Origin of the sequence: Spiroplasma endosymbiont of Tiphia femorata, assembly GCF_964020225.1 — a bacterium.
Classification (GTDB): domain Bacteria; phylum Bacillota_I; class Bacilli_A; order Mycoplasmatales; family VBWQ01; genus Spiroplasma_E.
Genome location: NZ_OZ026544.1, coordinates 498,185 through 521,808 on the forward strand (window position 1 = coordinate 498,185; position 23,624 = coordinate 521,808).

Here is a 23,624-nt window from a genome sequence, read left to right on the forward strand (position 1 = left end):
TATATCAATATCAAGGAATAGATACACCAACTGAATTTATAGCAGAAGAAAATACTGAACATGATTATTATACAAAACTAGAAACAAATCAATTATTAGATAAAAAACAAGATAAGTTAATTGCTGGTGAAAATATTAAAATTGATGAAAATAATAAAATTAGTGCTACTTGCGGGAAAACTGATTTAACTGATTATTATAAAAAAGAAGAAGTAGATAAAAAATTAGACAATAAAATGGATAAAGACCAATTCAAATATGCTTTTTCTATAAATACTATTGGTACTGAAATTCCTAATTTAGAAACTACTGATAAAACTGTTGCTGGTGCTATTAATGAAATTATCAAAAAACAACCACAACCAATTCCAATTCCTCCAAGTAGTTCAATTTGAAAAGAAGTAGGAATAAGAGAAAAAAATAAATGAGATAATTGACAAATTACTTATGATTTTATAGTTAATAAAAGATATAAAGTTTATTATTCTTGAAATATATATAATAATGTTTTTGCAATTAAAGAATTTATTATAACTAATACAAAAATAGCAGGTGTACCAATAGAAGTTTTTAACAATAATACTAATGTCTTAGTTTTATCAGTACAACACTCAAAATTTATTACTATTTATTCTTTAAAAGGTAGCGATAAAGGTAATACATGAAAATTAGAAGAATTACAGGAATAAAATTATGATTTGAAAAATTATAAAAATTATTTTAAGTTTAATTGGAGTTTTATTATCTTCTGCTGTTGCTGGTTTAATTATATTTATTATAGTAAAAATTGTCTTAAAAATTAATCAAATATTTTAGAAAGGAGAAAAAAATGAAACCTTTTTGACCAAGAAAAGATAAAACAAATATTAATAATAATGAAGAAAAATCTAAATTAATTTTTTTAGAAAATAAAAGTACACACACTTCTATTTTAAGTTATTTTGGTTTTAATGATTTTAATCATGAGACTTATTTTACTGATTTTGTTGCTGAAAATAATGCTAATTTATATAATGCTCCATTGGATATTAATAATGAAACTATTAAACAATATTTAATTAAACAAGAATTTTATAGAAAGAATTGAAATTCTATTTTTAAATTAAGCAAATTAGGAATTAGTGGTTATTTAATTTATATTGCTAATGATGATTTATATTTTCAAGTAGTAGATATACAGCAAAGAATTTATGATATTACTGGTAAATTAATTCAATGTACTATTTTTTATGATAGTTATCAACAAAATGCACAAACAGTAAGATTATTTGAAGTTTATAAATTAAATAATGAACAAGTAACTATTAATCGTGCAATTTATAGTATTAGTGATAATAAAAAACAATTTCCTTTACCTTTTAAAGAATATAGTAATAATCCTAATTTAGAACAAGAACAAACATTAAATATTAATTATATTCCAATAGCAATTATGAGAAATAAAGCAAATGAGTTAGCAGATTGTAATAAAGTAATGGATAAAATTAAAGCATTAGATGTTATTTATGAACAAATTGTTTTAGATACTATTTTAAATTCACCAAAGTTTATTTTTGACCAAACTTATGGTAATGCTAAATCTACAATGGATGAAGCCGTAAGAACATTAGTTACTAACAACTATATTTGAAAAACTACTGGTGATAATAATGAAAAAAGTGAAAATATTAATATGACAAGTAGTAATTTTAAAGGTAAAAATTTAACTGATATATGATTGAAATATTAATGAAATATTTAAACGTTGTGGTATTCATATACCAAGTCAAAAGAAATCAGCACAACAATCGGTTCCCGAAAGTACAGCGGTAAATATTTCAACTATTAATTATATTGAACAAAAATTATGACAATTTAATATTGATATTCTTAAATTTATTCAAATATTAGTACGTTTAGATAAAGATTTATTAAATAGTAAAACATTTAATATTAATGATGAACAAGAAATTAATAACTTAACAGTTAAATTAAAATTATTTAATCCAGAAAATAACCAATTAATAGGAGAAAACAATGGAAAACAACAACAAACCACAAACGAAGTTTCCACAGAAACAAACTAAACTTAATCAAGCAGAAATAGAAAATGATTATTTAATTGATAATATTCCTTATGATTTTACTAATATGATGAGTGCTACTAGTGACCCTGATATTAATAGAGCATACGATGAATTTAAAAAAAGAAAAATTTATATTTATGAAATTGAACGTTTATTTAAAAATAATGAAAATAATAGTTTAAGATTTTCAGCAAATACTATTAAAATAGGTTTTATTGATATTGATAAAGTATTAAAAACTACTGCTGTTGAAACATCTGATTTTACTATGCAATTAAATCAAAGAGCAAGTACTAATATTAATGACAATACAATTGAATATAGTATGACTGATATTAAAAATGTAATATTTCAAGAAATAAATTTATTAAATCAATTTAAGTTATATGCAGTTAGTATAAATGAACCATTAACTGAAAATAATATTGATAATTTATATATTATTAATAATTATTCAGAACCTTATCAAAATCCAAAAACTAGAAGTACTAAAAGTATTACTATTATTAAAATTAAAGACTTTAAAACAAGAGATGGTTATCCAATTATTATTAAATTACAAAAACCACTAGATAAAGACACCAAAGTTATTGGTTTAAAAATTAAAGCACCTAGAAGCATGATTTTTGGCAATATAAAGGTACTTGGTGAAGTCGACAATATGGAGGTATACCCAAAGTTATTTGTCAAAGATAAGATAGCATTTCCGCTATTATCAATGCCTATTGAAACTCAACCAAAAGTTAGAATATTACAACAATGATTTAGTGAACAAATATTACCTTGAAATTTAGCAAAACAATTTATAGGACAAGAAAAATCAGTTTTAGATTTAATTGCTATTGGTGGTGGTAGAGAAACAAGAAAAGAAATTATTAATAATGCAAGAGTAACTAATGCTAAAATTGGTTATGATGTTTCTAAAAATTCAAAAGTATGACCATTATCTGATGAACTAGAATTAAAAGATAAAAAATTAGAGTCATGATTTTTAGTAAGTGACTATAATTTATTTATTTCTACAACAAATAAATTTCATGATGTTGAACTAGAAATAAAAGATAGACCACCAATTGATAGTTTACAAAAAGTATTATTAGATATGTTAACTTATACATATACTTATAATAGAAACTTTGATGGTGCATCATTAAGTAATGTTTTAAAAGAAATGAATGATTTAGATAAAATTCGTGCTAAGTTTGAAGGACAAAAACCAAATGAAGTTATTACTAATTTATTTAAACAATGAGAATTAGATTATCCTAACTATACAAATTTACCACAAGTTAAAATATTAAAACAAATAGTTATAATGCTATCAAAAAATATTTATTCAACCATGTCTATTAATAACGGTTTAAATGATGACTATAAATTATTATTACCTTATTATTTTGAATTAAAATCAAATCCTATACATTCTACACCTGATAAGATTTGAGAATTTAAAGATATAAAAGTAGTATTAAAATCTGTATATTTTGATTTTACAGATATCAATAACATTAAACTAAAAAACAATGACATTAGTCAAAATGAATTATTGAAATTAGATGATAATCAATTTAACTGACTATCCATAACTAATGAATTAGAAAGCAATAATATACCATCATTAATTCCGGCAGATTGAACATTAGGTAATGGTGAATATGGAAAATATTTTACAAGATTAATTATTAATAAAAATAAAACCGAAAATGCTTTAAATTTATATGGTTCAAATAAATCACAATTATTTTCTAAATTAGAATTTTATAAAGAAGTTTTACAAATTGACAATAATAGTGAATTTGAATTACAAATTGAAAATCCAATTAATAACTTAAATCAATTGAAGTTAGCGGACTATTTGGTGCTGGTAATTATGATTTAATTTTAGTAACAAATAAACAAGAAATAAATTTAAATAATATTAATTTATTTGATAAATATAATGAAAATATTTCTTATATAAATTTAGAAATTTAATTATCAAAATATCCATCTGGATAAATACCATCTCATTTTACTGCATCATCAGTTAATTTATTTGATGCTCAGTAAAGAGTAATTTTATGTTTATTACTTACTGGTCTTGCTCAAATAGTTGCCCCCCCAGTGTGCTTCATGGTCGTAATCATAAAAATATGTTAATTGATTATTTTTATTATATGAAACTATTCCTAAGATTAAACCGGTAACACCAGTTATTACAGCAAATGATAATGATATTTTTTGAAAATTTGTTTTTATTCATGTTTTCATAATAAATATCTCCTTTTTTCCTTGATTTTACTTTTAAATTGTACTATTTTTGATTATTTTTACAAGTATGCTTTTAAAAGCAAAATAACGCCTAAATTAAAGGTGTTTATTTTTTGATACCTATACTATTAATTGTATTGCGCTTATTTATTATATTGCAAATGTGAAGATACTTTTTTTTACAGTAGCATTATTTTTACCCCTAATTACATTTTTATATGGATATAATGCATAAAATAATGCATCATAAGGGTCTTGATACATATTTTTGTCAGGAATGTTAGTTTTGGTTTGGTCATAACGTAATTCTTCTAAACATTGAGTTGTTTTTGGTAAATCATCTTTATTTGCATAAAAGTTTCCATAACTCATAATATTTCTCATTCAAACTACTCTATTAGTTAATCCGGCTTCTTGATTTAAATTTGAAGCATGTTTAATAGCGGTTTGTGTTATTAAAATAGTATTGTGTTCATCAATTAATTTTTGATTTAATCAATCCATTGCTGTTCTTGCTTTATCATCATAAAAATAAATTGCTTGTTCAAAATTTTCAAAATTATCCATTAATCCTAAAATTTCATTAACATAAGCATTAATTTTTTCATTTTCATTTATAAAATCATTTGGAGTAACTACTAATTCACAAATAATATAAGCATCATAATAACCAGTATTATTATATTTTTTAAAACCAACTACCATAAATACAGTATGGTCTTTTGATCCCGTAGCTCAATCAATACCAACACTATAAAAATCAAATTTATACATTTCTTTTTCTTGATTATAAAATTGTTTTAAATCATATGATTGTCAATATTTTACTGTTTTTTGAAATGGGAAAATTGTTGCATCGCTATCTAAAAATTCAAAACCATAATAAACAGTATTATATTCATCTGGATTACTTTTTTCCATTTCTAATAATGTTCTTTGTTGAATGTCAGGTAATTTATTTCAAAATGGTTGAATAGTAAATCTTAAAACAAATAAACCTAAACCACTAAACATATCTTTATTTTCATAATAAACTTTACCAACTTTTTTAAGATTTTTCATGACTTCATCATTTAATGGTAAAAATGGTGTACAGTATTTTAAATAAAATGGATGATATTTATCATAAGGATTACATGTAAAAGTAATGAAAAAACTTTTATAAAAATAACGAGTAATCTTTTGTCCAAAGGTAGAACTATATATATTTTTATCAATAAATGTTCAACTTCACTCTTTAATAGGTTTATTTGATACTTTAATACGATTACTTCTAAACATAGAGTTTTGTAAACGTTCATATCGATATGTTAATTGTTTTTCAGTTAATGTTTCTTTTTCTTCTGCCATAATAATTTCATCTGTTCTTGAACCTAAAAAACTTGACCCACCTGCTTCTTTTCCAAAAATCTTATTACCATTAGCATAACCAATAAAGTCAATTTGTTGATTACTTGGAAAGATAATACATCCCCCATCCTTAGTAATTTTTCATTTAATGCCATGTGGATTATTAGGTAATAAATTAATATTATATGTATCTAATAAAACTTGACAAACATTCATTAAAGCACCAATTGTAGTTTCACTATGAGTATTTTCATATCTTCTTACTTCTTGAACACTACTATCTCTAAAATTACAACATATAAATAAATCAAATGCTAAACAGTTTCAAGTTTTTCTTGTTCCACGTGCTGTTGGAACAAAACGATAAAAACAATTAGTAGTAAAATATTCTGCTCATTCATCACCAACAAATTCTTTAAAAATATCTCAACTAAAACCATAATTATTATCACTAAAATTAAGATTATATTTTTTATTTAATTGTCCATAACTACTAATAAAAGCCATATTTACTCCTTATTTTTTAAAAAAAATTAAACTTAAATTATTAACAAACAAAAATTAGAAAGGAACATTAAAAATGTTTATATTACCATTCGCAAATCATTTTGATTGAGACAAACATGATTTTAATCAAGATGAATTAAGTTTAAAACAAACAGAAGAATTATTTGCAAAAATAGATGATTATTTATGAAGTATATGTGATAAATCTGAATATAAATCATATAGATTTAGACAACGAAAATTAAAAGCAAAAAAAGGTTTATTAACTTATAAACGACGTATTTGTACACATTATAACACAAAAACACAAAAAATGGAGTACGTATCATTATTAGATAATTATCTTGGTGTTAAAAAATATAGTAAACTTGCACCTAACGTTATTAAACAAATTTTAAAATATTTTGCTGATGGTAAAAAGTATCGTGATGTTTGTGATACTTTTATTGAAGATTTAATAAGTAATAGTACAGTTTGTAGAACATATCAAAAATTTGAATTACCAAAAGCAAATATTCCCAAAATACCATTACAACCAAATCAAAATTTATATGTAAATATTGATGATGGTCATCGAAAATTTAAGTTTAATGAAAAACACAATACTAAAAATTGTAAAAAATGTTCGATGAGATTAATAGTAATGTGTACTGGTAAAAAGAAAAATGGAAAATTAATTAATAAAAGAGCTGTATGTAAAATAAGAGTTTCAAAAACAGAAATTGGTGCTGAAAAAACCGCAAAATTAATAGAAAAATATGGTAATTTATTTTTTGAAAACTTTGACCAAGCAAATTTAATAGTTTGTGGAGATAGTGCAAAATGAATTAGAAAAACTGCTACAATTTTAAATGCTAAATTTATTTTAGATAAATTTCATGCTTTTCATGTTTTATTTCTTGGTATAATGGCAGGAAGAAGAAAAAATCAAATTGCTAAATTACACTATCAAAATGCAATAAATTTATTTGACAAAGGTCAATATTATGAATTAATTGATTTTTTACAATCATTAACTTTACAATATAAAAAATTAAAAGTTGATTATTTTATTAATGCAAAAGATGGTGTATTAAACCAAGCATTAGTTGAAAATATTGGTTGCTTTACTGAAACTAATATTAAACAAATTTTAAAGCATATGATTGGTGATAGAACTTATAACATTGATATGTATACAAAAATGGTTAATTTTAAATGTTATCAAATAAATACAATTATCCAGTTATTATAAATTAAAACTTAAATTTAAAAAATAAATAAAAATAAAATAAAACTTATTAAAGAAAACTTTAATAAGAATTTTTGAGTTATAAAAGTAAGTATTATTGTTGACTAATATTTTTGAAGTGTTAAGATTAACTTATAATTGCATATTGAAGTCTAAATTATTCTCGTCTAAACTTATAATTTAAAGACAAATTTGAATATTATTGACAACATCGGTATGCTCCCTTAAAAAATATCAAGTTAAAACTGAATTTTATGATTATTTAAAATTTAAAACTAATAATTTAGAAAATTCAAAAATTGAAGAAACTATTAAAAAAATGATTAAAGAACAACCAGTATTTAAAGAAACAATTAATACAGGTGGCAATAAACAAATAATTATTAATAATAAACCAAATGATAAAGAAAATTTTTTAATTAATTATAAAAAGAAAAATTATTTATAAACGAAAGGAAGAAATAAAATGTCAGTACCATTTAATCAAAATTTAGACAATACAGAGAGATTAGTAGAAGCACAAGAATTTATAGAGTTTTTTAAAATTTCAAATAGTCCATGGGCAAACTTTTTCCCTACTGAAATTGTTGACTCAGTAAATATTGAGTTTATTGTTAAAAAACCAAAAAAACCAGAAGTTAAAATTATTGCTTGAGATGATAAAAGTAAAAGATATGAATTACCATATGTTGATACAGATAAAATTAGTAAAAAAATAACTAAAAAATATCTTGCAGGAGAAATTATTGCAGATGTAGATTTAAAAGCAAATAATGGACAAAATTTATTAGATAGTATGCAATATGAAGTTGCAAATGATTTAGCAGATAAATTGGCAATTAATGATACACAAGCAATTGCAAAATTTGCTACTAAAATCGATATTGAAGATACAACACCAGTAGGCTATTTAAAATCAATGTTATCTGCTTGAAATACTTTGTTTCAATTTAGAAATATTGCAAATAGTAAATTTTTTATTACTAATGGTCTTTATGATAGTTTAGTTTATTTAGCAGATAATAAAGGTTTAATTACTGATAATCAGTTGGCACAACAATTACGTTTAAATGGAAATAATTTATATGTAAAAGGTGTATTATGTGAAATCGTTCTTGATGACTATATGGTTTTTACTAATGATAAAAATGAACAACAATTAATGACCTTTATTTTAGCAACACCAAGAGCAATGAAAAGATACATGATAGAAAATACAGTTATTTATGTAGATTTTATTAAAGATGATAAAGCAGGAAGAGCATATAAAGTTGCTGGTGAAGTTGTTGGAGAAGCAATACCATATATTTCTAATAATGAAACAACATCAAGATGAATGTTATGTGGAGTTATTAAAACAGAAAAAACTGATTTAAAAACTAAAATTACAAGTTTAACAATTGATATTACTGCAAATGTTAATAACAATAATAGTGAATTAAATACACAAATAAAAAGTACTAATGAACTTAAATCATTAAATCCAAATTTAACAAATCCAACTATTAAATATTTTAGTGATGCACAAGGAAAAACTAATGTAAGTAATCAAAAACAAAAAGCCGGTGACTTATATATAACTATTACTGCAAATGTTAATGACTTAAATTATAAAGGAACAACAAATCAAATTAAAATAACTCTTAAATAAAGGAAATTAATACCATGCCAATCGGTACAACTAATACAGCAATACTTTTAAACATAAATAAACCCAAACATACTAGAATAAGTAAACAACAAGAAAATAAAAGTTTTTGATGAGAAATTTTAGAAATGATTGGTGTACAAGTAATAGCAGTAGCACTTGCTCCTTTTACTGGTGGATTAAGTGAAAGTTTTGCACTTGGATTAGGTGCAAGTGATTTAGTTGCTAGTATTAGTGCTGTTGGTGTAGAGTTTTTAACTGATTTTACTATTAATCAAGTTTATGATTATTTAAAAGGAAATGTAACAAAATTAAATACTTTCTTTAATATACTTCCTGCATTTGCTGGACTTAATAAAATTAGTCGTGGTTATCGTACAACTAAATTTATTAAATTAGCACAAAAAACTAAAACATTAGAACAAGTTGGAATTAAAGAAGTAAAAAACTTACAAGAAATTATTAGTCAAGTAAGTGGAAAAGAAATTTTAACAGATAAAATTATTGGTAATAAACGTTATTTAATGAATTATAGTTTTAGTCCTAATCGTGAAACAATATTACGAGATTTAGGTTATGTTGCTGAAAGACAATATAAGAATAATTTTCAAAAATTAGAAACACAAAAGTTAAAAGAACACTTATTATTACAAAATACATTAATAAAATTAAGTCCCCATTTAACTCCAAAATTTAAAATTAAAGATATCGAAAAAACAAATAACTTTTTAAAAAAATATAATACTGATTTAAAAAAAGCATTAGAAATGAATCAACATGATTGATTAAATTTAGTTCATACAATACAAACAGAAAATAGATATGGAAAAACTTTAATTTTAGATTTACAAAAAATTCGTGCTAATGCTCATAAATTTTATTGAATTCAAAATGACTTAATTAATAAAAATATTATAAGACTGAATAAAATTTTTAAATATTTTGATATTAGATTTTATTTTAAAAAAGGTTTAAAAAAGTTTTGAAAAGATACAACATATTTTGAAAAAATACGAGAAAGTATATATAAATTACAAGAAAAATTTGAAAAGTTAGAAAAAAAAGCATTTGAAAAGATTAATAAATTAAAACAAAAAGCAACTGATTTATTTACTAGTGCAGAAAAAAGAGCAATTCAGCATGCGCAATTAATTCCATTAAATTCACCAGTATTTATGGGTTGTAAAATTCAACCTTTGTCATTAAATAAATGTGCAATTACTATTTATCATCGTAATTCTAAATATAAGCCTATTGTAGTTGTCGATAGTATTATTAAAGCAGAAACTTTTGTTACACAAATACATCCATTTCATTGATATCGTTGATATAGTGGTTGATACATTGGTTATGGAGTTAATCAAAATAAATGATTAAAATCAATAGCATTTGCTCCACCAATTATTCAACAAATAATTAGAGATAGTTTTAAGACATATAGAATAATATTAAGAACTACGAGAACTTATTATAAAGTTGTTAATATTATCGATAATCCTATGAAAAATATTAATAAATCATTTAAAAATGTTGGTTTAAAATTTTCAGTTAATACTTTATTTGGTACGGGATTATTACATCATTTAGAAAAATTTGCATATAGTCAAGTTATAGCAAAAAGTAAGAAAAAATTAAGAAAAAGCAAAAATAAAATACAAAAAGAAATTGAACATATAACACATAGAAAAACAAAAAAACATACTCATCATTATAAACAAGCATTTTTTAAGGAATGATAAAATATGATTAATAAACTTTGAACTGGTGTCAGTTTAGAAAATTATAATAACTGATATCCATTAACTGGAAAAATTACAGAAACACCACAGCAATATATAAAAACATGACCAAATGTTAATGATTGATTTACAACTTTTGCTATTCGTGCTCAAAATGATATTAATGCTTATCTTGGTTTTATTTTATCTAAATTTCCTTTTGATAGTTTTAAAGATGAATTAATTAAAGAAACATTAAGAGATATGGTATTTGTAACTGCTGAACATTGAGTATTTAATCGTACACCAATTGAATTTAATGTTGATGCTACTATTCAGTTTAATAATGGTAGTCAATTTAGTGCAAGTAGTCTTCCAACAATTAATGTATGAGATTTAGCACCTAGTAGAATGAAAATATTAGCAAGACTAACAGAATTAAAACAAATATTATCAAGTTATAATGATGATGAAATAGACTAGTACAACGGCATGTAATAATCTAACTATATTCAAAAAAGATTTAAAAAAAGATTTAACACAAACAGATTTAAAAATTGTACCAGAGGAACATCGAGGAACAATACCTACAGATTATGAATTAAAATCACAACTATTTATTTTAAATCATGAACTTCATACTGATAATATTAAAATTATTAATAAAACCACTAATTATGCTTTTGTTGTTGGTGATGGTATTTTTTATAATCAAGATAAAATTAAAATTACTTATCAAATCCAAACTATTGATATTAGAACAATAATTGTTGATGGAGCATCCATTGGTAATTTTAGTACTAGTGGTCAAAAACCTACTGTGGAAGCTGTTTACAGTCGTATTAAAGAAAAATATTCTAATTTAGAAATGGATCGCCTTAAAATTGACGTTATTTCTAATAAAGAAGCAACTATTACAGGTATTACGGGTGATGATATTATTCCTCTTTATACTGGTAAGGTAACAGTTACATTTAGTACTAATGATAGTGTTGATTTAAGTACTATTATTAATAAAAAAGATTTAATGGTTAAGACTAGTGGTCATGATATACCATCAAATAATGATGTAATGAGAGCATTACGTGATACTTACCAAGAAAAGTTAGATACTTCTTTTATTGCAATAGAAATTACTTCTACTAATAGTGCCACTATTACTAGTACAAATCAAAAAAAATATACTGGTAAAGTAATACTAAGTTTAAATCTTGATATTAGAATTGCTCTTAAAGACGTTATTAATAAGGGATTAGATAAAATTGCTATTATAGGAAAAGTAATAACTTTAGAAGATGTTAATAGTGCATTGAAAAAACAATATTCAAGCTTAAATATGAATGCTATTCAAGTAACGTTGCAAAATAATAGTGTTACTATTAAATCTATTAATCAATATGTATACACTGGTCCTAATGTAGTAATTGATAATTTACTTATTGATTTCAATAGTGTTTTAAATAATAAATTACCAACTTTTAATATTCCTGGACAAAACAAACCAAGTAAAGGACAATTAATTTCAGCACTTAAAACCGCTAACTATAATCTTGATGTAAGCAAAATTATAGTTGATAAAATTACTGATAATAGTGCAGTTATTAATGGTGATGGTAAATTTTATAGCAATGATAGTATTGTTGTTACTTATGATTGTGATAAAACAGAACTTTTAAGTGATGTTTTTAAAAATTTAAATTTAGGAACAATTAAAACTAATGGATTATCAAAACCAAATATTGAAGAAATTAAAACTGCGATTAGTAAAAGTAATCCAAATGTAAAGTTAGATGCAATTAAATTTAGTGAAGATGATATTACTAATCAACAAGTAACTATTAGTGGTGATGAAACTATTTATAAAGGGAAGATAGTTGCTGATTTTACTATTGATAGTAGTATTATTAATAATGATCAACTAAATTATAATTATAGTGAAACTAATAGTGTTGGTTCATTAAAAAGTACTTGAACCAGCCCCAATATTACTCTATTATCTAATTGAACAAATTATGCACCAGATTGAGATAGTTTTTCTAATAAGTTTAGTAAATTAAGTTTTGGTGATAATTCGTATTTTAGTCTTTATTGTAATACTTATACTGATCAAAAATTAAAAGGTTCGCAATTAAGTATTAATACTAATGATATTAATAATGATAGAAACAAAAATATATTTGAGCTTAGTTATTATTATGATGGTGGATTTTGAGGAGCCTTTCTTGAATTACATGGTTATATTCATATTTGACATGATGAAGAAAATGTTTATGTAAGCATTAATTGAAGCATTGATACAGTTAAATGTTTCCGTGATCGAGTATGGAATATTAACTTGCAAGGTGTAACCTTTAGTTAGAATTTAACAGATTATATTTATATAGTTTTACTGTTAATCATATAATTTTGAAATATTAATTTTTATTAAAAAGATAAATGAGAGATAATACTCTCATTTTTAATATCTTTTTATATAAATTAAGTAAATAACTAAAAAAGGATATACAAAGTAAGTTTAAAAATTAAAATTAAAAATTATTAATTTATAATTATTATAAACTTAATATAGTTTTTATTTTAAAATAAATGAGTTTAGATTGAAAGGAAAAAAATGATGAATAGAGGGTAAGAAATAAATATATTAAATGTAGAGATAAGTTTAATTGAACAAAATCGGATTTGTTTAATTTTTTGTATTAACATTACTCATGCACAAATTGTTGCTAGATTTTTGCAAAATCAGGGCTTAAAAGCAGACTTTTTAACAAGTAAAAATCAAACTAATCGTAGTAAAATAATTAATGATTTTAAAAATAGAATTATTAATTATTTATGTGTAGTAAATATTTTTAATGAAGGAATTGATATTCCTGAAATTGATACTATTATTTTATTACGACCAACTAATTCAAAAACAGTATATTTGCAACAATTAGGAAGAGGATTGAGAAAAACAGAAACTAAACATTGTTTAGAGGTTTATGATTTAATTGCTAATATTGATAAAAAATATGACATAACGATTGGTATTAAAAATCTTTCAAATTCACATATTATCAATGTTAATAAATAATTACCTAATAGTTTTAATTTACCTTATGGATGTACTATTACTTTAGAACAAAGAAGTCAAAACGTCATTTTAACTAATTTAAAGCAATGATATCAATCGCGAAAAAAAATTATTTGGTAATTCAATCATACTATCAACTTTATAATGATAATGCTATTTTTAAAATATTAATTGATTATGATTTGACAATTCAAGAATTTTATAATTTTTTAAATGATTTTTATTTACGAATAGCAAAAAAAATAAAAAATTATCAAACCCATGATAATGATACTAATCGTAATCAAAATATCTTAAAACAATTCTTATTTTTAAATGATTATCAAATAGTTAATTATTTTTATTTAAGATTAAGTCAAGAATTAGATACTAAATTAATTAATTATCATTATGACAATTTATTAATAGCATCATTATTATATGAGGTTACAAGTAATAAAGTATTTAATCGTATTTTTCCAAATTTTAATGAAATACCATGTTTAGTTACAAATTTCATTGAAAATAACAAATTAGTTGTTAATGAACTAAAAATTATTCTTAAATATAAACTAGATTATGAAACATTATTACTTAATGAACATTTTAATCAAGATTACCCTTTATTATCTTATCAATCAACATTTACTGTGCATCAGGCACTATGTGCAATTAATCGTGTTAATTTTAATAAAAAACTTGGACCTTTAAAAATTATTGCCTTTCAATCGGGTCATTTGACATTTAATGAAAATAAATCAGTAATTTTTGCAGATATTGATGGAACAAATTATGGTAAATTAACTAGTTATAATAAATTAACAAAAGAATATTACTGATCAATACCAGAAAATAAAACGATTAATTCAAAATTAGTGAAAGATTTACAAAATAATAATATTGAAAAAATATTATTTTTAAATAATGATTGTAATAAAAAATTTAAAAATCTTGCTTTAAAGTTGTATGACTTTATTGGTATTGGTCAATATCAATTAACAATTAAAAGTGATTATATTACTATTAAATTTTTAGTAGAATAAATAATATTTTATTTTTTTAATTTTATAAAAAATTTTAATAATTTTAATTTTAAAAAAATAATGCTTTTTTATGATAATTAGGTTGACAATAATTATGGCATGTTGTACTATTATTATTGTCCCAAAAATAAATGGGTTACAAACTAGAAAAAACGATCTTTGAAAACTAAATAGAACAAGAATTAATTCGTCAATTTTTTATTAAAAATTAAATAAGTCAGACATCATCTTTTAACAAAAACAATTTTATTGAGAGTTTGATCCTGGCTCAGGATTAACGCTGGCGGCATGCCTAATACATGCAAGTCGAACGAAAGTAGCAATACTTTAGTGGCGAACGGGTGAGTAACACGTATCTAACCTACCATTTAGTGGGGAATAACTGTTGGAAACGACAGCTAATACCGCATATGTTATTTATTTGCAATGATAAATAATGAAAGGAGCATTTGCTTCGCTAATTGATGGGGATGCGGCGCATTAACTAGTTGGTAAGGTAATGGCTTACCAAGGTAACGATGCGTAGCCGATCTGAGAGGATGAACGGCCACATTGGGACTGAGACACGGCCCAAACTTCTACGGAAGGCAGCAGTAGGGAATTTTTCACAATGGGCGAAAGCCTGATGGAGCAATGCCGCGTGACTGATGAAGGTCTTCGGATTGTAAAGGTCTGTTGTAAGGGAAGAAGTGCTAGAATAGGAAATGATTTTAGTATCGACCATACCTTACCAGAAAGCCACGGCTAACTATGTGCCAGCAGCCGCGGTAATACATAGGTGGCAAGCGTTATCCGGATTTATTGGGCGTAAAGCGTGCGTAGACGGTTTTGCAAGTCTGAGGTTAAATTTAGGGGCTCAACCCCTAACCGCCTTGGAAACTACATTACTAGAGTATAGGAGAGGTTAGTGGAATTTCATGTGTAGCGGTGGAATGCGTAGATATATGAAGGAACACCAGTGGCGAAGGCGGCTAACTGGCCTATTACTGACGTTGTGGCACGAAAGCGTGGGGAGCAAATAGGATTAGATACCCTAGTAGTCCACGCCGTAAACGATGAGTACTAAGTGTTGCCATGAGGCAGTGCTGTAGCTAACGCATTAAGTACTCCGCCTGAGTAGTATGCTCGCAAGAGTGAAACTCAAAGGAATTGACGGGGACCCGCACAAGCGGTGGAGCATGTGGTTTAATTCGAAGCAACGCGAAGAACCTTACCAGGTCTTGACATACCTTGCGAAGCTATAGAGATATAGTAGAGGTTAACAAGGATACAGGTGGTGCATGGTTGTCGTCAGTTCGTGTCGTGAGATGTTTGGTTAAGTTCAGCAACGAACGCAACCCTTGTCCTTAGTTGCCAGCATTAAGTTGGGGACTCTAAGGAGACTGCTAGTGTAAGCTAGAGGAAGGTGGGGACGACGTCAAATCATCATGCCCCTTATGACCTGGGCTACACACGTGCTACAATGGCTGATACAAAGAGTCGCTAAACCGCGAGGTCAAGCAAATCTCAAAAAGTCAGTCTCAGTCCGGATTGAAGTCTGCAACTCGACTTCATGAAGTCGGAATCGCTAGTAATCGCGAATCAGCAATGTCGCGGTGAATACGTTCTCGGGTCTTGTACACACCGCCCGTCAAACCACGAGAGTTGGCAATGCCAGAAGTCGGTGTCCTAACCGTAAGGAGGGAGCTGCCAAAGGCAGGGTTGATGATTGGGGTTAAGTCGTAACAAGGTATCCCTACCGGAAGGTGGGGATGGATCACCTCCTTTCTATGGAGTTTAGTTTCTAATAAGAAACCAAGACAACAAGAAAAAATAGATGGATGATTTATTGGATTACTTCTTTTGTTCTGTTTAGTTTTCAGGGATTGTTTTCTCTGAGCAATTGTTCTTTAAAAACTGGATAATAGACATCTTTTAAAAAAAATAAGATAATTTTTATCTTGCAATAGGATATTCTAAAAATAAATTATTAAGAGCGTATGGTGGATGCCTTGGAATTGGAAGACGATGAAGGACGCGATTATCTGCGATAAGCTTCGGGGAGCTGGAAATATGCTTTGATCCGGAGATGTCCGAATGGGGAAACCCACTATCTTTAATCAGATAGTACTGTACAATGAATTCATAGTTGTGCAGAGTGATACCTAGAGAATTGAAACATCTTAGTACCTAGAGGAAAAGAAAGCGAATGCGATTCCCTTAGTAGCGGCGAGCGAAAAGGGAGCAGCCTAAACCAGTCGTCAGACTGGGGTTATAGGACTGTCTATTAGGTTCGACCTATGAAGAGTTACAAAATTTATATATAGCAGAAGTTGTTGGGAAGCAACGCCATAGATGGTGAAAGCCCAGTATGCGAAATGTATAAATCTCTTGACAGTATCCTGAGTACGGCGAGGCACGTGGAACCTTGTCGGAATTTGCGCAGACCACTGCGTAAGGCTAAATACTAACCAATTACCGATAGTGAACCAGTACCGTGAGGGAAAGGTGAAAAGTACCCCGAGAGGGGAGTGAAATAGTTTCTGAAACCATATGCTTACAACAAGTCGGAGCCCGTTAATGGGTGACGGCGTGCCTTTTGTAGAATGAGCCGGCGAGTTACGATTACATGCAAGGTTAAGTTGAAAAGACGGAGCCGAAGTGAAAGCGAGCCTGAATAGGGCGTTTAGTATGTGGTCGTAGACCCGAAACCAGGTGATCTAGCCATGAGCAGGTTGAAGTTAATGTAACAGTTAATGGAGGACCGAACCAACGTTCGTTGAAAAGACCGTGGATGACTTGTGGCTAGCGGTGAAATTCCAATCGAACCTGGAGATAGCTGGTTCTCCCCGATATAGTTTTAGGACTAGCGTCAGAATTAGTGCAATGGAGGTAAAGCTCTGAATGTATGATGGCCCCACCTCGGGGTACTGAATGCAATTAAACTGCGAATGCCATTGTTACATATCTGGCAGTCAGTCTATGGGTGATAAGGTCCATGGACGTGAGGGAAACAGCCCAGATCATCAGCTAAGGTCCCCAAATCAATGCTAAGTGAAAACGATGTGGAATTGTTCAGACAGCTAGGAGGTTGGCTTAGAAGCAGCCATCCTTTAAAGAGTGCGTAACAGCTCACTAGTCGAATGATTCTGCGCGGAAAATGTACCGGGGCTAAGCATTGTACCGAAGCTATGGGTCTATATATATGTTTACATATATTGTGGGCGGTAGGGGAGCGTTCTAATCTGCGACGAAGTTAGACCGGAAGGACTAGTGGAGTGTTTAGAAGTGAGAATGCCGGCGTGAGTAACGATTGAAGGTGAGAATCCTTCATGCCGATTGACCAAGGTTTCCTGGGCTAGGTTCGTCCACCCAGGGTTAGTCAGGACCTAAGGCGAGGCCGAAAGGCGTAGTCGATGGATAACAGGTTGATATTCCTGTACCACCATGGTGACTGATGGAATGACGGAGAAGGCTAAAATGTCCCAGTGATTGGTAGTGCTGGGCTAAGTACAAAGAGGGTTGTGTAGGCAAATCCGCACAGCGTTAACCTTGAAGTACGATGGGGAGTGAACGGTTCGCTTAGTAACGAAGCATTTGATGCCATACTTCCAAGAAAAGTTTCTAAAGACATCACCATGGTGCCTGTACCGAGAACGGACACACGTGGTCAAGGAGAATATCCTAAGGCAAGCGAGATAACTATAGCTAAGGAACTCTGCAAAATAACCCCGTAAGTTAGCGAGAAGGGGAGCTCATAGCAATATGAGTCGCAGTGAAGAGGTCCGGGCGACTGTTTAGCAAAAACACAGCTCTCTGCTAAGTCGTAAGACGATGTATAGGGGGTGACGCCTGCCCAGTGCTGGAAGGTTAAAGAGATTTGTTAGCGTAAGCGAAGCTTTGAATTGAAGCCCCAGTGAACGGCGGCCGTAACTATAACGGTCCTAAGGTAGCGAAATTCCTTGTCAGGTAAGTTCTGACCCGCACGAAAGGCGTAACGATCCGGACGCTGTCTCGGCTATAGACTCGGTGAAATCTTAGTACCTGTGAAGATGCAGGTTACCCGCGATTAGACGGAAAGACCCCGTGGAGCTTTACTACAACTTGATATTGAATTTTGGTGTAGTTTGTACAGCATAGGTGGGAGACGTTGATATGCAGACGCTAGTAGGCATGGAGTCACCATTGGGATACCACCCTTGCTATATTGAAATTCTAACTTGAGACCATAATCTGGTCTAAGGACAGTGTCTGGTGGGTAGTTTGACTGGGGCGGTCGCCTCCTAAAAAGTAACGGAGGCGCCCAAAGGTACCCTCAATATGAATGGAAATCATATGTAGAGCGCAAAGGTAAAAGGGTGCTTGACTGCGAGACATACAAGTCGAGCAGGAACGAAAGTTGGGCTTAGTGATCCGGCGGTGCTGTGTGGAAAGGCCGTCGCTCAACGGATAAAAGTTACCCCGGGGATAACAGGCTAATCTCTCCCAATAGTTCATATAGACGGGGAGGTTTGGCACCTCGATGTCGGCTCATCGCATCCTGGAGGTGTAGTCGCTTCCAAGGGTTGGGCTGTTCGCCCATTAAAGCGGTACGCGAGCTGGGTTCAGAACGTCGTGAGACAGTTTGGTCCCTATCTGTCGTGGGCGCAAGAAATTTGAGGAAAGCTGTTCCTAGTACGAGAGGACCGGAATGGACCTACCTCTGGTGCACCAGTTGTCACGCCAGTGGCACAGCTGGGTAGCTATGTAGGGCATGAATAAGCGCTGAAAGCATCTAAGCGCGAAGTCAGTTCCAAGATGAGATTTCTCATTCGAAAGAAGTAAGATCCCTTGAATACTACAAGGTTGATAGGTCAGGTGTGTAAGCATAGTGATATGTTCAGCTTACTGATACTAATAGATCGAGGATTTATTGAAGAATATATTCTCTATTGCAAATCAAAAGTAATCAAATTTAAAGATGTCTGTTTCTAGTTTTTAGGGAGCAATTGCTAAACTATTTGGTGTCCATGGCGGAGTGGTCACACCTGTTCCCATCTCGAACACAGCAGTTAAGCACTCCAGCGGCGAAAATACCAGCAATGGGAAAATAGCACGATGCCAAATTTTTTTTATTGTGTTAATATTTAATTTAAAATTTAAATTTTTTTTATGTTAAGATTGAGAATATTAAAATGTAAAAAAGATTTTAAGAAAAAAGGAGAAAAAATGGATAAGGTTGAAAAGAAATTAGATAAAAAATTATACATTGGAGCTAAAATTGGATTCATAACAAATATTATAAGTATTATTTAAAGTGTAATTATTACAATTATTTTAGCTACAGCAAGTAGTGTCATTTTTAACAGTTTTACAAAATATGATCACACTTCATTAACATCAGGAGTTAGTACAATATTTATTGTTGGATTGATTTTTGGACTTTTAATTGCAATAATTATCATGTGCAATAATGTTTTAAAAGGAAATGCTAATAGTGGTTTAGCTGTTGGAATTGTAACTTTAGTTTTAGCAGGTTTTTCTTTAATAGCTATGTTTTCATCACATTTTAATTTTATTAGTGGTATTAATATTATTTTTTTAGGACTTAATATTGCTTCAGGTGTATTATTAATTATTGGTAAATATCTTCCAGTTACTAATAAACCAGAAGAAGTAGTTTCTATGGTAAATGAATAATTAAAAATATTTAATAAATTATATAAATAAGGCTTTTAATTTCTAAAGCCTTATTTATATAATTTAAAACCATAAGGATAAGTAATGATTGGAAAATTTGGTTTATCATCATCATGCTTTTTTTTATATTGTATATTATTAATTCATAAATAAAGGTATTGTAAACCAATACTAATAATTAACAGAAAAATAATAGCAGTAACTAATACTCCTACACCATATTTTTGGTAGTTGAAAAAAAAGTAAGGATAACAAGTATTAATATTTTCTCCTTGTTTAACACGTAGTACACCACGAACCATTACCATTACTACATAAAAACAAGGATAAAATAAGATAAATCACATATAAAGTTTATGATGATTTTTTAGTGAATAAAAATCACGTCCACATGATAAAGCAAAATTTAAAATCATAACAATTGGCATAATTAGATTTAGAATTATTGTTTTAAATCATAAATAAATATCAGTTCCATATTTACTTCTTTCTTGGCTATTACTAATGATACCTATTCAAAATACTAACATTGTAATTGTAATATAAATAGTAATGCTTAATAAAATATAAAAACTTGGTTTTGAATTTTCTTTAAATTTACTTTCAAATAAAAAAGCAAATAAATAAATGAGTACTAAATAATTAGTTTGAGTTGTAAAATAAAAATAATAAATTGCTAATCTTTCAGTTGGTTTATCAACATTAGGAACAATGAAAGCATTGGGATAATTAATAGTAATTATTAAATCAAAAATTAAGAATAAAGAAATAATAAGTAGACCAAATAAACGTCAAATAAATTTAATAAGATTTCTTTTTTTTAATCGGTATTCACTACTATTTTTTCAATTCATATTTTTTCTCCTATTTATATTAGAATTAAATTTAATTAAATTTTTGATAGGAAATTTAATTTTTTATTATGATTGAATATGCTACTTATTTAGTATATCAAGTTTTTCCTTATCACTATTAATATTTACTAACTGATTATTTAAAACACCTAATAAGTTAAAAAAATTAACTTATTAATTATTTAATCTTGATTTTTTGCTAATAAAGTTTATTATTAATGTTAAGGATATAATTTTTATCCTTATAATTTTAATGAATATATAAGTAATTATATAAGTATTAAAATTATATATGTTGATTTAACAAAAAGTTTAATAATTGATTATATATCCTTAGTTTTATTTTATTAAAACTAAGATTTTAAGTATTTAATTAAATATGCTTAATTTAATATTATAATTATAAACACAAATAATAGGTAAAAAAGGAGTAATCATAATGACAAATTTCTTATCTTTTAGTTTTAAAAAAACTAAAAGTTTTAAAACAATAAGTTTGGCTTTGGCATTATCTCTTACTAGTAGTTTAATGATAGTTACTAATCATCAATCTAATATTAGTACTGTTAATGAGAGTAACAAACTTTCTGGGTTTCATATTACTGTTAAGGAAAATAATAAAAATTTAATTAGTGAAGCTAATACTTGAAATTCAATTAATAATAATTATGAAGATTTTATTAGATTGCATAAAGAAGTAATAACAGAACAATTTAATGATTGATCAGACCTTATTAATAAGGTTAATAATAATCCAAATGATGATATTAGTAAAGATGTTAATAAGAAATTTAAGGAACAAATTGAAAACAAAGCTAATAATATCTTGCCAGATAATGGTATTAAATATTTTACTGATAAAGTTATTGGTCGTAGTGTTGCTAAACAAAGTTTTAATGATATTGTTAGTTTTGGCTATGTTTATGTTGGTTACCATGATAATAGTTTACCAGCGCAGATTAACAATGGTATTTTTGCAACGGTAAATCCTAGGGCAGATTTTAATAATTATTTTAGTATTCCTTATATGATTAAACCGAGCGATGATTTTTTAAATAGTCATAAAAGTGTTCAAGATCGGTTAGCAATTTTACCACTTAATAATGGTAATCCCAATGATACTAATCAACCAATGTTAGCTATTTTAGCAAAAAATAAAAATGATAAGAATGAACAATTATTAATAAATGATAAAAAGGATGAAGTTGTTGATAATGATTCAATTAGTTATGCAATATTAAATCATAAACCAGATGATCATTTAAAATCAACTAGTTTTAATGTTAGTGTTAAAGATAGTGGTTATAGTAAAACTATTAAGTTAACAAATAATAGTTCAAATATTCAATTTAGTACTATTAGTGATGAAAAAGTTAAAGAAAATCCTGTAATTGTACCTCAATATTTAGTTCAAAATAATTCACAAGATAATAAAAATACATTAATAGTTATGAATAAAGCCATTGAGAAAGCTAAAGTAAATATTAGTGATTCACAACAACATTGACTAAAATGAAAAGTTGATTCACAAACTTTACAAAAAGCAAAAAATGATTTGGGAACACCTATTAAAGATGGTGATAATTTAACTCTTAATCAAGGAAGTAATTTTCAAGTTTATTGTATAGGTTTAGATACATCTGACTTACAACGTCAAGCTGCTTCTGAACAATATATTACTGTTTATAGAAGCAATACAAAAATACCTAATTTTCCAAATTGTACTGATTTTTTTGAAAAAACTAATAATTTATTAGCGGGTTTTCAACAATATTTAACTAGTGCTACTAATAATAGTATTAAAATTGAAGATTTAAAAAATAATGCTGCTGGTGAGTTTTTATCATGATTTATTCAATATCAAGGTGATATTACTAAACAAAATTATGTTAATTATTTACAAAGTAATAATTCAGATCGTCCCTGAGATGTTAATATATCATTAACAACTAAGATGATGTTAGTTAATAATTGAAATATTATTATCATTTGTGGCTTCATTATTAGTTTTTTAACTATAATTCCAATAGTTGTTGTTATTATTCGTAAAAAGAAATATTTAAAATAAAGTTTATTATTTTTAAGTAGTACTTGTTAAAAAACAATATTTTATATAAAAATATAAAATGATAAGTGTAAAAAATGTTATTACTTGTTTTTTCTTTTTAGTGAGTTACAATAAAAATGGCAGTTATAAATGTTTAGAAAATATTTAGGTAATGCCGGTTTTAATTTTATATTTGACTT

At 27.2% G+C, this 23,624-nt stretch carries 18 protein-coding genes and 3 rRNA genes; 17 read left to right on the plus strand and 4 right to left on the minus strand.

Annotated elements, in window-relative coordinates:
• Positions 1-236: 236 nt before the first annotated feature.
• The 4 genes from AACK83_RS02970 (at position 237) to AACK83_RS02985 (ending at position 3,945) form a co-directional block, all read left to right on the plus strand.
• On the plus strand, positions 237-689 hold the full coding sequence (locus tag AACK83_RS02970; protein ID WP_338959344.1) for a hypothetical protein: 453 nt from the start codon (positions 237-239) through the stop codon (positions 687-689).
• A gap of 4 nt (positions 690-693) precedes the next feature.
• The gene (locus tag AACK83_RS02975) at positions 694-816 is read left to right on the plus strand and encodes a hypothetical protein (protein WP_338957828.1); all 123 of its coding nucleotides are present in this window, start codon (positions 694-696) and stop codon (positions 814-816) included.
• Between the two features lie 13 nt (positions 817-829).
• Entirely contained in the window at positions 830-1,729 is a 900-nt protein-coding gene (locus tag AACK83_RS02980) for a hypothetical protein (protein WP_338959346.1), read from the plus strand.
• A 287-nt stretch (positions 1,730-2,016) separates the two neighbouring features.
• Entirely contained in the window at positions 2,017-3,945 is a 1,929-nt protein-coding gene (locus tag AACK83_RS02985; protein ID WP_338959347.1) for a hypothetical protein, read from the plus strand.
• Between the two features lie 91 nt (positions 3,946-4,036).
• Here AACK83_RS02985 and AACK83_RS02990 read toward each other — a convergent pair whose 3' ends face one another.
• From AACK83_RS02990 to AACK83_RS03000, 3 genes are all read right to left on the minus strand, one after another.
• Positions 4,037-4,180, minus strand: a complete 144-nt coding sequence (locus tag AACK83_RS02990) for a hypothetical protein (protein WP_338957535.1) — start codon at positions 4,178-4,180, stop codon at positions 4,037-4,039.
• Positions 4,134-4,316, minus strand: a complete 183-nt coding sequence (locus tag AACK83_RS02995) for a hypothetical protein (protein WP_338957532.1) — start codon at positions 4,314-4,316, stop codon at positions 4,134-4,136. The genes AACK83_RS02990 and AACK83_RS02995 overlap by 47 nt, the downstream gene beginning before the upstream one ends.
• 150 nt (positions 4,317-4,466) lie before the next feature.
• Complete coding sequence (locus tag AACK83_RS03000) at positions 4,467-6,173, minus strand: hypothetical protein (RefSeq protein ID WP_338959349.1); 1,707 nt, start codon at positions 6,171-6,173, stop codon at positions 4,467-4,469.
• 73 nt (positions 6,174-6,246) lie between these two features.
• On the opposite strand from AACK83_RS03000, the gene AACK83_RS03005 reads away from it, so the two are divergent.
• The 12 genes from AACK83_RS03005 to AACK83_RS03060 all read left to right on the plus strand — a co-directional run bounded on the left by AACK83_RS03005 (position 6,247) and on the right by AACK83_RS03060 (position 20,523).
• A complete protein-coding gene (locus tag AACK83_RS03005) occupies positions 6,247-7,407 on the plus strand; it encodes an Mbov_0401 family ICE element transposase-like protein (RefSeq protein ID WP_338959351.1) in 1,161 nt (386 codons plus the stop codon).
• 199 nt (positions 7,408-7,606) lie between these two features.
• Entirely contained in the window at positions 7,607-7,852 is a 246-nt protein-coding gene (locus AACK83_RS03010; RefSeq protein WP_338959353.1) for a hypothetical protein, read from the plus strand.
• An 18-nt stretch (positions 7,853-7,870) separates the two neighbouring features.
• Positions 7,871-9,055, plus strand: coding sequence for a hypothetical protein (locus AACK83_RS03015; RefSeq protein WP_338959354.1), 1,185 nt, complete (start codon positions 7,871-7,873; stop codon positions 9,053-9,055).
• Between the two features lie 14 nt (positions 9,056-9,069).
• Positions 9,070-10,791 (plus strand): hypothetical protein, encoded by a 1,722-nt coding sequence (locus AACK83_RS03020; protein WP_338959355.1) that lies wholly within the window; start codon positions 9,070-9,072, stop codon positions 10,789-10,791.
• Positions 10,792-10,794: 3 nt separating this feature from the next.
• A complete protein-coding gene (locus tag AACK83_RS03025) occupies positions 10,795-11,253 on the plus strand; it encodes a hypothetical protein (protein ID WP_338959356.1) in 459 nt (152 codons plus the stop codon).
• A 337-nt stretch (positions 11,254-11,590) separates the two neighbouring features.
• Positions 11,591-13,129, plus strand: coding sequence for a hypothetical protein (locus AACK83_RS03030; protein WP_338959357.1), 1,539 nt, complete (start codon positions 11,591-11,593; stop codon positions 13,127-13,129).
• A 303-nt stretch (positions 13,130-13,432) separates the two neighbouring features.
• Positions 13,433-13,843 carry a DEAD/DEAH box helicase gene (locus AACK83_RS03035; RefSeq protein ID WP_338959794.1) on the plus strand — a complete coding sequence of 137 codons (411 nt, stop codon included), beginning with the start codon at positions 13,433-13,435 and terminating at the stop codon, positions 13,841-13,843.
• A 113-nt stretch (positions 13,844-13,956) separates the two neighbouring features.
• A complete protein-coding gene (locus tag AACK83_RS03040; protein WP_338959358.1) occupies positions 13,957-14,865 on the plus strand; it encodes a hypothetical protein in 909 nt (302 codons plus the stop codon).
• A 245-nt stretch (positions 14,866-15,110) separates the two neighbouring features.
• Positions 15,111-16,632: ribosomal RNA gene (locus AACK83_RS03045) — 16S ribosomal RNA — on the plus strand.
• Between the two features lie 192 nt (positions 16,633-16,824).
• Positions 16,825-19,761 (plus strand): 23S ribosomal RNA (locus AACK83_RS03050).
• An 82-nt stretch (positions 19,762-19,843) separates the two neighbouring features.
• Positions 19,844-19,950: ribosomal RNA gene (gene rrf / locus AACK83_RS03055) — 5S ribosomal RNA — on the plus strand.
• The 16S, 23S and 5S rRNA genes sit together here, the layout of an rRNA operon.
• Before the next feature lie 336 nt (positions 19,951-20,286).
• Positions 20,287-20,523, plus strand: a complete 237-nt coding sequence (locus AACK83_RS03060; protein WP_338959359.1) for a hypothetical protein — start codon at positions 20,287-20,289, stop codon at positions 20,521-20,523.
• A 50-nt stretch (positions 20,524-20,573) separates the two neighbouring features.
• Here the strand turns inward: AACK83_RS03060 and AACK83_RS03065 are convergent, their stop codons facing one another.
• Complete coding sequence (locus AACK83_RS03065) at positions 20,574-21,377, minus strand: Pr6Pr family membrane protein (protein WP_338959361.1); 804 nt, start codon at positions 21,375-21,377, stop codon at positions 20,574-20,576.
• Positions 21,378-21,816: 439 nt separating this feature from the next.
• Here AACK83_RS03065 and AACK83_RS03070 point away from each other — a divergent pair, with 439 nt between their 5' ends.
• The gene (locus tag AACK83_RS03070) at positions 21,817-23,445 is read left to right on the plus strand and encodes a hypothetical protein (protein ID WP_338959363.1); all 1,629 of its coding nucleotides are present in this window, start codon (positions 21,817-21,819) and stop codon (positions 23,443-23,445) included.
• Positions 23,446-23,624: the final 179 nt, after the last annotated feature.